This window comes from Corynebacterium antarcticum (genome assembly GCF_016595285.2).
In the GTDB taxonomy this organism is placed as follows: domain Bacteria; phylum Actinomycetota; class Actinomycetes; order Mycobacteriales; family Mycobacteriaceae; genus Corynebacterium; species Corynebacterium antarcticum.
Genome location: NZ_JAENIP020000001.1, coordinates 556,595 through 568,823, shown reverse-complemented (window position 1 = coordinate 568,823; position 12,229 = coordinate 556,595). Strand labels below are relative to the sequence as shown.

Below are 12,229 nucleotides of genomic sequence, written 5' to 3'. Positions count from 1 at the left end.
CATGAACACCCCCCTGTCCGTCGTCGTCGCCGGTGGCGGGACCGCCGGTCACATCGAACCGGCACTCGCCGTCGCCGACGCCCTGCGGACCCGCCACGACGCCCGCGTCACCGCACTGGGGACCGCCCGTGGGCTGGAGCGCGAGCTCGTTCCGGCGCGTGGGTACGAGCTCGCGCTCATCGACCCCGTGCCCGTGCCCCGGAAGCCGGGGATGGACCTGCTCCGGCTGCCCCTGCGGGTGCGCCGCGCCGTCGGCCAGACCGTCGACATCCTCCGCGAGGTGGACGCGGACGTGCTCATCGGTTTCGGGGGATACGTGTCGGCGCCGGCCTATCTCGCCGCCCGGAGGCTCGGGATACCGTTCTTCGTGCACGAGGCCAACGCCCGCGCCGGACTCGCGAACAAGCTCGGGGTGTGGTGCGGCGGAACCGGCCTCAACGCCGTCGCCGACTCGGGACTGCGCGGAGAGGTCGTGGGCGTGCCCATCCGGCCGGGACTGGCCGGTGCGGAACTCAGCGAATCCGGACAGGCCGCACGGCGGGCCCAGGCCGTCGCCAGGTTCGGGCTCGACCCGGAGAAGCGGACACTCCTCGTCACCGGCGGATCGCAGGGGTCCGCCTCCATCAACAGGGCACTGGCCGAGGCCGCGCCGGCGATCACCGGGGCGGGGCACCAGATCCTCCACGCCCACGGCCGGAAGAACCCCGCGCCGGACACCTGTGAGGACTGGCACACACTGCCGTACATCGAGGCCATGGATCTCGCCCTCGCGGTCGCCGATCTCGTCGTGTGCAGGGCGGGGGCGATGACCGTCGCGGAGGTCACCGCCTCCGGTCTGCCGGCGATCTACGTACCCCTCCCGCACGGAAACGGGGAGCAGGAACTCAACGCCCGCCCCGTCATCGACGCCGGGGGAGCGGAACTCATCCGCGACGCCGACCTCACCGGTGACATCCTCGCCGACCGGGTCACGGCCATCCTCGGCGACGACGACTCCCTCGCACGCCTGGCGGCGGCGACCCGGGGCAACGGCCTCGGGCAGGCGGCGGAGAAGATCGCGGACCTCGTGGCCGACGCCGCCCACTCGAACTGACCTTCCCGACCCAAGAACAACGAGGTAGACGATGACTGATCTTTCCCGTGTCCATCTGATCGGCATCGGGGGAGCCGGGATGTCCGGCGTCGCCCGCATCCTGCTCTCCCGTGGCATGCAGGTGTCCGGATCCGACGTGAAGGATTCCCGTATAGTCCTCGCACTGCGGGCGATGGGGGCCAGGATCGCGATCGGCCACGACGCCGGGAACCTGGCGCTGCTCGACGAGCCTCCGACCGTGGTCGTCACCTCCTTCGCCGCCATCCCGGAGGACAATCCGGAGCTCGCCGGTGCACGGGCCGCCGGCATCGAGGTCATCCGCAGGTCCGATCTGCTCGCGGAGCTGATGGCCGACCACCGGCAGCTGCTGCTCGCCGGAACCCACGGCAAGACCTCCACGACATCGATGGCCGTCGTCGCTCTCCAGTCCGCCGGCTGCGACCCGAGCTTCGCCATCGGCGGCCAACTCAACAAGGCCGGAACGAACGCCCACCACGGGACCGGGGACATCTTCGTGGCCGAGGCCGACGAATCCGACGCGTCGCTGCTCCGCTACGAGCCGACCGTGGCCGTGGTCACCAACATCGAGCCCGACCACCTGGACTACTTCGGCACCCCCGAGGCCTACTTCCGGGTGTTCGACGACTTCGCCGGCAGGCTGACCCCCGACGGAACCCTGGTGGTGTGTCTCGACGACGACCACGCCGCGGCCCTCGGCGAGCGGTGCGCGGCCTCCGGTATCCGCGTCCTCGGCTACGGCACCACCGCGGCGGCCTCGGCACATCCGGGCGTCGAGTGCGGTGCGGAGATCACCGGGATCGTCACCGAGTCATTCGGCTCGCGCGCGACCATCTCGGTCAGGGGACGGTCGCTGAGCGTCAACATGCACACCCCCGGGGCACACATGGTGCTCAACGCCACCGCGGCCCTGCTCGCGGGCACACTCCTCGGCGCCGACGCCGACAAGCTCGCCGTGGGGCTCTCCGGCTTCACCGGGGTACGCCGCAGGTTCGAGCTCAAGGGTGAGATACCGGCCGGTTCGGGCGGCACCCATGCCGGTGTCCGGGTCTACGACGACTACGCCCACCACCCGACGGAGGTCACCGCGGTGCTCCGCGCGACACGGGGGAAGCTCGACAGCGAGGCCGGGGACGGGCGGATAGTCGTCGTGTTCCAACCCCACCTGTACTCCCGCACCGTCGAGTTCGCCGGGGAGTTCGCGGCCGCGCTGTCCCTGGCGGACCGGGTCGTGGTGCTCGACATCTTCGGCGCCAGGGAGAAACCCGTCGAGGGGGTCGACGGACGGATCATCGCCGACCTGGTCCGCGCGGAGCGTTGCGTCTACGTTCCGGAATTCAACCGGGTACCCGCCGTGGTCGCGGAACTCGCCGGACCCGGTGACATCGTGCTCACCATGGGGGCCGGCAGCGTGACGGTGCTCGCCGACGAGATCCTCGCGGAGCTGGAACAGTGAGGGGACGGCTCTCCTGGGTCGTCGGCGGTGCGGCACTCATCATCTGCCTCGGGCTGCTGCTCTGGTTCGTCCCCGTGGTGAAGGTCGGGGAGATCACCGTCACCGGCGCGCAGCAGACCGCCGAGGAGGACATCATCACCGCCACGGGTGTGGTTCCGGGGGCGAACATGGCGCGGGTCGACGCCGGGCGGGCGGCCCGGAACGTGGCCGCACTGCCGTGGATCGAGCGGGCCCACGTGGAGCGGCACCTTCCCGGCACAGTGTCGGTCGAGGTCACCGAGAGGACCGCCGTGCTGTACGCGGCGCGATCCGACGGGGAACACCTGATCGACGCCTCCGGGGTCCCATTCATCATCGGGGCCCCACCCGCCGGCGCGGTGGAGATCACCGACACCCGCGAGGACGACCGCGAGCTGTTCGCCGGTGCCGCCGCCGTCGTCGGGAGCCTCGACGGGCCGCTGCGGGAACAGGTGGCCCGGATCCGGGTTTCCGGACCGTACGAGATCACGCTCATTCTCCTCGACGGCCGCGAGATCTACTGGGGTGCCCCCGAGGACAACCACGACAAGGCGCGGGCGGCGTCCGCCGCGCTGAGCCGGGAGGGTCGGGTCTACAACGTGTCCGATCCGGTGCAGGTCACCGTGCGCCAGTAGCGGACAAGAAGCCGTCGTTTCCCCACGTCAGAAACTGTGAAGTTGAGGTTTAGGGTACCGACACGCCGCGCAGATGTCCGCCACATCCGGCCGTCTTTCGCACATTATGGAAGTCGACAACCCCCGTACGCACGGTCCCCCAACTGTGTGGCCTTCTCCAACTGTTCCAACAATCTGAAAGGCGAGTGCCTAAGACCATGACCTCACCGAAAAACTTCCTCGCCGTCATCAAAGTCGTCGGTGTCGGCGGTGGCGGCGTCAACGCCGTCAACCGCATGATCGAGGAGGGGCTCAAGGGCGTCGAGTTCATCGCCGTCAACACCGACTCGCAGGCACTGATGTTCTCCGAGGCGGACGTCAAGCTCGACATCGGGCGCGAAGCCACGCGGGGGCTCGGGGCGGGCGCGAACCCCGATGTCGGGCGCACCTCCGCCGAGGACCACAAGTCCGAGATCGAGGACTGCCTCAAGGGTGCCGACATGGTCTTCGTCACCGCTGGTGAGGGCGGTGGAACCGGTACCGGAGCCGCTCCCGTCGTGGCCAATATCGCGAAGAAGGCCGGGGCGCTGACCGTCGGCGTCGTCACCCGCCCGTTCCGCTTCGAGGGACGCCGCCGCACCAAGCAGGCCATGGAGGGGATCGAGGCCCTGCGTGCCGTCTGTGACACCCTCATCGTCATCCCGAACGACCGGCTGCTGCAGCTCGGCGATCTCAACCTGTCCATGATGGAGGCGTTCCGCACGGCCGATGAGGTCCTGCACAACGGCGTCCAGGGCATCACCAACCTCATCACCACGCCCGGTGTGGTCAACGTCGACTTCGCGGACGTCCGCTCCGTCATGGCCGACGCCGGTTCCGCACTCATGGGCATCGGCTCCGCCAGCGGGGACAACCGCGCGGTCGAGGCCACCGAGCAGGCCATCAACTCCCCGCTCCTCGAGTCCACGATGGAAGGGGCCCAGGGCGTTCTGCTGAGCTTCGCCGGTGGCTCCGACCTGGGCCTCCAGGAGGTCAACGAGGCGGCCGCGCTCGTCGAGGAGAAGGCGGACGAGGACGCCAACATCATCTGGGGAACCATCATCGACGACAACCTCGGCGACGAGGTCCGGGTCACCGTCATCGCCGCGGGTTTCGACTTCGACCAGTCCTCCGCGGAGAAGAACGGCCAGCCCGCGACCCAGTCCCGCGCCGCCCAGACCCCGGCGACACCGGCTCCGGAGCCGAGCCGTGGCCAGTCACTGTTCGGCGGTGACGACCGCGAGGAGGAACGCCCCGTGGACCGCGAGCCGGCCGACCACGTCGAGAGCTCCAACTATGACCAGCGGGCGGACTCCGCCCGACACCGGCTCGGCTCCGAGCGCGCCGCGACGGACCGTCCCGGACACGGCATGTTCACCAGCTCGCGTGGTCGCCGTGACGACATCGACGACGTCGACGACCTGGACGTGCCGGACTTCCTCCGCTGACGGGTCCGGAGCATGGAGCAGAAACCCGGCGACACCGGCGCCGACATCGCGCGGCGCCCGGTGCGCAAGGTCTTCACGACCCGCACCGGTGGCGCCTCGGGAGGGGCGTACGCGTCATTCAACCTCGCCGAGCACGTCGGCGACGACCCCGCGGCCGTGACGGCCAACCGGGAGCGTCTCGCACGATCCATCGGGCTGCCGCCCACCCGGATCATCTGGATGGAGCAGCTGCACACCCCGACCGTCACGGTCGTGCGGGGGCCGTGGGAGGAACCGGTGCCCGCCACCGACGCACTGGTGACCACGGTCCGGGGCCTCGCACTCGCGGTCCTCACCGCCGACTGCGTCCCGCTGCTCATCAGCGACCATGACGCGGGTGTCATCGCCGCGGTCCACGCCGGCCGGATCGGTGCGCGCAACGGTATCGTCCCCCGGGCCATCCGGCGCATGACCGATCTCGGCGCGCGACCCGGACACCTCCACGTGTGGATGGGGGCCGCCGCGAGCGGCGTGAACTATGAACTGCCGGAACCGATGCTGGCGGACCTCGAATCGAGGCTTCCCGGGGTCCGTACACGTACGGCGAAGGGAACCTGGGGGGCGGACCTGAGGATCGGCATCTCCCGCCAGCTGGAGGAGCTCGGCGTGACCCACATCGACGCCGATCTCCGGTGCACGGTCGCCGACCGTGCGTTCTTCTCCCACCGCAGGGAGGGGACGACCGGTCGTCAGGCCGGCGTCATCTGGATGCCGGAGGAGGACCGGTGACGCGTGCTGAAGACCTGGCACACCGGCTCACCTCGGTCCGCGCGGCGATCCGCTCGGCCGCCCGTGACTCAGGACGTGATCCGGAGGAGATACGGCTGCTGCCGGTGACGAAGTTCCACCCGGCCTCCGATGTCGGGATCCTGCGCGACCTCGGTGTCGACGCCGTGGGGGAGAACCGGGTCCAGGACGCCGTGGAGAAGGCCACCCGGTTTCCGGATGTTGCCGTCCACCTCATCGGACAGATACAGACCAACAAGGCCAACGCCGCCTGCCGGGTCGCCGCCGCGGTCCACTCACTCGACAGTGTCCGGCTGGCCCGTGCCCTCGAACGCGGCACGGCGCTGGCGATCGACCGCGGCCAACGCCGCGACGCGCCGCTGCCTGTACTCGTCCAGTTCAGCTTCGACGGGGACCCGGCCCGTGGGGGAGTGCCCGAATCCGGGCTCCCCGAGCTCCTCGACGCATTGTCGGGATGTCCGAATCTGGTGCTCTCCGGGGTCATGTGTGTACCACCGCTGGGACGTGAGCCCGCCGAGGTGTTCGCCGCGGCCGCGGACCTCCGGGACCGTTTCGCCGCCGAGGCGAAGCGGCCGATGGAGCTGTCCGCGGGTATGTCGGGGGATCTCGCCGAAGCCGTCGCCGCGGGTTCGACAATCGTGCGTGTCGGTACCGCCATTCTCGGACCCCGTGGATAGGGTGGGGACAAACCGCAGTGGGAGATGACCCGGAGGACGTGCGAACCGGCGTCCCTTGAGAAGCAAAGGAAAGTACATGTCGAGTGTCAAGAAGTTCAAGGAGTTCTTCGGACTGGCGCCCTACGAGGAGGGGCCGCACGACGCGGCGTACTACCGCGACGAAGCCGACTACGATGACACCGCCGCGCCCGGGGACGGCTACGCTCCCGCGAACCGTGGAACCGGTCGTGGCTACGGCTACACGCCGTCCCGGACCAGCTACGAGCCCAGGTCCTACGCCCCGACCATCGTCCCCGTCCGCCTCGTCAGCTTCAAGCAGTGCACCCGGGTGGGCGAGCCCTTCCGTGCCGGCGACGCCGTGGTGATCGACCTGAATGCGATGGACCGTGATGAGGCGCGTCGCGTCATCGACTTCGCGGCCGGACTCGTCTTCGCTCTCCGTGGAGAGATGCGCAAGCTCTCGCCGCTGACCTTCGCGCTGATCCCCGACGATGTCGAGGTCACGATCGCTGAGCTCGAGGACGCCGCGGGCCTCCGCTGATTCCAGTTCCCCCAACCCGATCGGCACCTCCCGGTCGGGACCCGGCGCCCTCCGCGGCCGATGCACCCCCGCACTCCCGGTGAACCCGCCCGGATGCGGGGGTGTCGCGTGTCCGACCCCTGATCCGATAGGCTCGTACCGGTGAACCCAATCATCCTTCTTCTCCTGTTGCTTCTCCGGATCTACAGCTACATTCTCGTGCTGCGGATCATCGTCGAGATGATTCACTCGTTCTCCCGGAATTTCCGGCCACCGAGCTGGTTCGCCTATGTCGCCGAACCCCTGTTCGTCCTGACCGATCCGCCGGTCAAGGCATTGCGCCGGGTGATCCCTCCACTCCGCATGGGCAATGTCGCCCTCGACATGTCGATCATCGTCCTCTTCCTCATCATCTGGCTGGCGGCATTGGCTCTCCGGCTGATGCTGAGCTGACCGTCCCGGAATTCCGTGTCGGGGTAATTCCCGCCGGGAGAGAATCCCGGTTGATTCCGACACGGTGAAGTGTCCAGGTACACTTTCGCGATAATTAGAAGTAATATCGGGTCAGTCAATGAACCGCAGATGACCACTGTGGGCACCAGGGGCCCGATACAACGAAGTTTCACCAGGGTCCACCAACGAGCGAAGGGAACCGTCCATGCCGCTGACTCCAGCCGACGTGCACAATGTCGCTTTCAGCAAACCGCCGATCGGAAAGCGTGGCTACAACGAGGACGAGGTCGACCAGTTCCTCGACATGGTCGAAGACACCCTCGGTCGTCTGATCGACGAGAAGGAAGACCTGCAGCAGCGGGTCGAGGAAGCGAACAACGAACTGAAGCAGGCCGGTTCCGGTTCTGCCGGCGTGGATGAGAACGCGCTCCGTTTGAAGATCGAGAACGAGCTCCGGGCAGACTACGAGCGCAAGCTCTCGGAAGCGAACGAAGCCACCAGGAAGGCCCGTAGCGAAGCGGAGCAGGCCCGCAAGGCCGCCGCGGACGCCCGGGCTGAGGCCGACAAGGCCGCCAAGGCTTCGTCTGCGGCCGCTCCGGCAGCGGCTCCCGCCGCGTCCAGCGCCGACAGCCAGGTGCAGGCGGCCCGGGTTCTCGGACTCGCGCAGGAGGTCGCGGATCGCATCCAGGCGGACGCCCGTGCCGAGTCGAAGTCCATGCTCGACGAGGCGCACGCCGCCGCCGAGAAGGAACTCTCCGAGGCGACGCAGAAGTCGAAGGCACTGGTAGCCAACGCCGAGAAGCAGGCCTCCGAGAAGCTCTCGAAGGCCAACACCGAGGCCGAGCAGAAGGTCAGCCAGGCCAACTCCCGCGCGGAATCGCTCGTGAGCGAGGCCACGAAGAAGGCCGACACCATGGTCGCCGATGCGAAGCGGACCTCCGAGTCCATGGTCTCCGACGCCAACGCACAGGCCGAGGCACAGCTCAAGCAGGCCAAGGACAAGGCCGACGCCCTGCAGTCCGACGCCGAGCGGAAGCACACCGAGATCATGGCCACGGTGAAGAACAAGCAGTCCGTCCTCGAAGCCCGCATCGCCGAGCTCCGGACCTTCGAGCGGGAGTACCGTACCCGCATGAAGACCTTCCTCGAGAGCCAGCTCGAGGAACTGTCGAGCCGGGGCTTCGCGGCCCCCAACGGTGGCGACAACGAGGGCAAGGCCCAGTAGCCCACCACGCGTTTCACCCAGACGACAGGTCTCTCCCGGACGATGAACGCTCGGGAGAGGGCTGTCGTCTTTCGCTTGTCCGCCCAACCCGTCGAGAAGGAAAACCATGCTGATCGCCGCCCTCATCACCGCCCTGATCGGGTTCGGGCTCCTCGTGATGACCGTCCAGTCAGGGTCGGACGTCTACTCCTGGCTCCTCATCGTCGACGCCGCGGTGGGACTCGGATTCCTCGTCGCGGACATCGTGATCAAACGCCGACGGCGGCAGGACCCGCCGGAGGATTGATCGGAGGACCCGGTGGGTTATACTGTCCCCACGCTGTGTTCCCCTCACCCGGGAGCACGCCAGGCAACGATCCGGCCATCACCGGGGAGCCATCCGGAAGAACAGATCCCGCGGTCACGGCACCGCGGGTCCCAGTAGAACCGGACGGGTGGGACCGTGACAGACCTTCTCGAAGACAATCAAGTGGGGCACCCCAGAGGTGTCCAAGCAGGGTGGTACCGCGTGCCGGTTGATCCGGGGCGTCCCCGCACACGATGAGCACCTTTCACTGATTGTCCTCGAACGCAAGGAGCGTTGAACGCCCATGAATAACCCAGTTGGCGGTGTCTACCCGAAGGTGGATCTCACCGGAGGCTCCACCCGTTTCCCCGACATGGAGAAGTCGGTACTCGACTTCTGGCGTGCCGACGGAACCTTCCGCCAGTCCATCGATCAGCGGGACGGCGCGCCCGAGTACGTCTTCTACGACGGACCGCCCTTCGCCAACGGACTCCCGCACTACGGACACCTGCTCACCGGCTATGTCAAGGACATCGTCCCCCGGTTCCGGACGATGCGCGGAAAGCGCGTCGACCGGGTCTTCGGCTGGGACTGCCACGGTCTGCCCGCCGAGCTCGAGGCCGAGAAGCAGCTCGGCATCAAGGACAAGGGCGAGATCGAGTCCATGGGACTCGAGAAGTTCAACGAGTACTGCGCCTCCTCCGTCCTGCGCTACACCGAGGAGTGGAAGGACTACGTCACCCGGCAGGCTAGGTGGGTGGACTTCGACAACGGCTACAAGACCATGGACTCGGACTTCATGGAGTCCGTCATGTGGGCGTTCAAGGAGCTCTACGACAAGGGCCTGATCTACCAGGGCTTCCGCGTTCTGCCGTATTCCTGGGCTGAGCACACGCCCCTGTCCAACCAGGAGACCCGTCTCGACGACTCCTACAAGATGCGGCAGGACCCGACCCTGACGGTCACGATGCCGCTCACCGGTGCGCTCGAGGGATCGGCCGCGGAGAAGACCCTGGCCGAGCACCCTGAGCTCGCCGACGCCGCGGCTATCGCCTGGACGACCACTCCCTGGACGCTGCCCTCCAACGCGGCACTGGCCGTCAACCCCGGCGTCGACTACGTCCTGGTCCGCATCGGGGAGACCGGTCACGCCGATTTCACCGGCCGGACGATCCTCCTCGCCGAGGCTCTCGTCGGCGCGTACGCCAAGGAGCTCGGCGAGGACCACGAGGTGCTGGAGACCTTCCCGGGCTCGGACCTGGTCGGCTTCACCTACGAGCCCATCTTCACGTTCTTCCCCGTGGAGAACGGATTCCGGATCCTCGAGGCCGAGTACGTCACCACCGAGGACGGCACCGGAATCGTCCACCAGGCGCCCGCCTTCGGTGAGGACGACATGATGATCTGCCAGGCCAATGACGTCGAGGTCGTCGTCCCGGTCGACATGGACGGTAAGTTCACCGCCCAGGTGCCCGACTACGAGGGCATGCTCGTCTTCGACGCGAACAAGGACATCATCCGGGATCTCAAGGCCCGGGGCAGGGTCCTGCGGCACCAGACCATCGAGCACTCCTACCCGCACTCCTGGCGCTCCGGCGAGCCGCTGATCTACATGGCGCTGCCGAGCTGGTTCGTCGCGGTCACCAAGTTCCGCGACCGGATGGTCGAGCTGAACCGCGAGGAGATCGAGTGGATGCCGTCCCACATCCGGGACGGACAGTTCGGCAAGTGGCTCGAGGGTGCGCGCGACTGGAACATCTCCCGCAACCGTTACTGGGGCTCCCCGATCCCCGTGTGGGTGTCCGACTCCGAGGAATATCCCCGCGTCGACGTGTACGGCTCACTCGACGAACTCGAGCGCGACTTCGGTCGTCGACCCGAGTCCCTGCACCGCCCGCACATCGACGAACTCACCCGCCCGAACCCCGACGACCCCACGGGGAAATCCACCATGCGCCGCGTACCCGAGGTGCTGGACTGCTGGTTCGAGTCCGGTTCCATGAGCTTCGCGCAGAAGCACTACCCCTTCGAGAACAAGGACTGGGTGGAGACCCACTGGCCGGCGGACTTCATCGTCGAGTACTCGGGACAGACCCGCGGCTGGTTCTACACCATGCACGTCCTGTCCACCGCGCTGTTCGACAAGCCCGCCTTCCGGAAGTGCGTCGCCCACGGCATCGTGCTCGGCGACGACGGACTGAAGATGAGCAAGTCGAAGGGCAACTACCCGAACGTCAACGAGGTCTTCGACCGTGACGGATCCGACGCGATGCGCTGGTTCCTGATGAGCTCGCCGATCCTGCGCGGCGGCAACCTCATCGTCACCGAGCAGGGCATCCGCGAGGGTGTACGGCAGGCGCTGCTGCCGATGTGGAACGCCTACAGCTTCCTGCAGCTGTACTCCTCGAAGCCCGCGGAGTGGTCCACCGGCTCCGACAACGTCCTCGACCGGTACATCCTGGCCAAGCTGCACAACCTCGTCGCGAACGTCCGGGACGCCCTCGACGGCACGGACATCGCCCGCGCCTGCGACGAGGTCCGCTGGTTCTGTGACGCCCTCACCAACTGGTACGTGCGCCGCTCCAGGGAGCGGTTCTGGGCCGGTGACACCGAGCACCCCGAGGCGTTCAACACCCTCTACACCGTGCTCGAGACACTGACCCGTGTCGCCGCCCCGCTGCTCCCCATGGTCACCGAGGTCATCTGGCGGGGTCTCACCGGAGGCCGCTCCGTCCACCTCACCGACTACCCGGACCCGGCCGACTTCCCCGTCGACGAGGACCTCGTCCGCGCCATGGACCAGATCCGGGGAGTGTGCTCCGCGGCGAGCTCCGTGCGCAAGTCCCACAAGCTGCGCAACCGGCTGCCGCTGCCGAAGCTCACGGTGGCGATGCCGGAGTCCGATCTGCTCGCACCGTTCACCTCCATCCTGCGGGATGAGGTCAACGTCAAGGAGGTCGCCCTCACCGACGACGTCGACTCCGTCGGCCGCTTCGAGGTTGTCGTCAACGCCCGTGAGGCCGGGCCGCGTCTCGGGAGGGACGTCCAGCGCGTGATCAAGGCGGTCAAGTCCGGTAACTACACCAGGGAGGGGGACACCGTCGTCGCGGACGGCGTCGAGCTGAAGGCCAACGAGTACACCGAGCGCCTCAAGGCCGCCGACCCGGAGTCCACCGCCCAGGTCGACGGAGCCGAGGGCCTGGTCGTCCTCGACCTGACGGTCACCCCGGAGCTCGAGGCCGAGGGCTGGGCGGCGGACATCGTCCGTGGCCTGCAGGACGCCCGCAAAGCCAGCGGGTTCGAGGTCTCCGACCGGATCACCGTCGAGCTCTCGGTCCCCGCGGACAAGCTGGAATGGGCGGAGCGTCACCGCGAGCTCATCGCCGGAGAGGTTCTCGCCACCGGCTTCGAGGTCCGCACCGGGGATCTCGCCGGCGACGTGCACGACATCATCGCCGGGGTCACCGCGGTGGTGGCGAAGGCCTGATCCACCCACCCACGACAGAGCGGGCGCCCGGGGTCATTCCCCGGGCGCCCGGCCCGTTCCACGGCGTCGGACGGGAAGTGGACCCGGCCGGTCATTCGCCCACATGTTC

11 protein-coding genes are annotated in these 12,229 nt (G+C 67.9%); all 11 read left to right on the top strand.

The window, feature by feature from the left end; translation table 11 throughout:
* Position 1 precedes the first annotated feature (1 nt).
* The 11 genes from JIM95_RS02505 to ileS all read left to right on the top strand — a co-directional run bounded on the left by JIM95_RS02505 (position 2) and on the right by ileS (position 12,120).
* Entirely contained in the window at positions 2-1,093 is a 1,092-nt protein-coding gene (locus tag JIM95_RS02505) for a UDP-N-acetylglucosamine--N-acetylmuramyl-(pentapeptide) pyrophosphoryl-undecaprenol N-acetylglucosamine transferase (protein ID WP_200256840.1), read from the top strand.
* Positions 1,094-1,124: 31 nt separating this feature from the next.
* Entirely contained in the window at positions 1,125-2,567 is a 1,443-nt protein-coding gene (murC, locus tag JIM95_RS02500; protein ID WP_200256842.1) for a UDP-N-acetylmuramate--L-alanine ligase, read from the top strand.
* A complete protein-coding gene (locus tag JIM95_RS02495; protein ID WP_200256844.1) occupies positions 2,564-3,220 on the top strand; it encodes a cell division protein FtsQ/DivIB in 657 nt (218 codons plus the stop codon). Before murC ends, JIM95_RS02495 begins: the two co-directional genes overlap by 4 nt.
* Positions 3,221-3,417: 197 nt before the next feature.
* Entirely contained in the window at positions 3,418-4,686 is a 1,269-nt protein-coding gene (gene ftsZ, locus JIM95_RS02490) for a cell division protein FtsZ (RefSeq protein ID WP_200256845.1), read from the top strand.
* A gap of 12 nt (positions 4,687-4,698) precedes the next feature.
* Positions 4,699-5,454: a peptidoglycan editing factor PgeF gene (gene pgeF, locus JIM95_RS02485; RefSeq protein ID WP_200256847.1), complete on the top strand. Its 756-nt coding sequence runs from the start codon at positions 4,699-4,701 to the stop codon at positions 5,452-5,454.
* The gene (locus tag JIM95_RS02480; protein WP_200256849.1) at positions 5,451-6,149 is read left to right on the top strand and encodes a YggS family pyridoxal phosphate-dependent enzyme; all 699 of its coding nucleotides are present in this window, start codon (positions 5,451-5,453) and stop codon (positions 6,147-6,149) included. The genes pgeF and JIM95_RS02480 overlap by 4 nt, the downstream gene beginning before the upstream one ends.
* A gap of 76 nt (positions 6,150-6,225) precedes the next feature.
* Complete coding sequence (locus JIM95_RS02475; protein ID WP_200256851.1) at positions 6,226-6,690, top strand: cell division protein SepF; 465 nt, start codon at positions 6,226-6,228, stop codon at positions 6,688-6,690.
* Positions 6,691-6,831: 141 nt separating this feature from the next.
* Positions 6,832-7,122 carry a YggT family protein gene (locus JIM95_RS02470; RefSeq protein ID WP_200256853.1) on the top strand — a complete coding sequence of 97 codons (291 nt, stop codon included), beginning with the start codon at positions 6,832-6,834 and terminating at the stop codon, positions 7,120-7,122.
* A gap of 205 nt (positions 7,123-7,327) precedes the next feature.
* Positions 7,328-8,347 (top strand): DivIVA domain-containing protein, encoded by a 1,020-nt coding sequence (locus tag JIM95_RS02465; protein ID WP_200256855.1) that lies wholly within the window; start codon positions 7,328-7,330, stop codon positions 8,345-8,347.
* A 106-nt stretch (positions 8,348-8,453) separates the two neighbouring features.
* Positions 8,454-8,633, top strand: coding sequence for a hypothetical protein (locus JIM95_RS02460; RefSeq protein ID WP_200256857.1), 180 nt, complete (start codon positions 8,454-8,456; stop codon positions 8,631-8,633).
* Between the two features lie 304 nt (positions 8,634-8,937).
* Positions 8,938-12,120: an isoleucine--tRNA ligase gene (gene ileS / locus JIM95_RS02455; RefSeq protein ID WP_200256866.1), complete on the top strand. Its 3,183-nt coding sequence runs from the start codon at positions 8,938-8,940 to the stop codon at positions 12,118-12,120.
* The last annotated feature ends 109 nt before the right edge of the window (positions 12,121-12,229 follow it).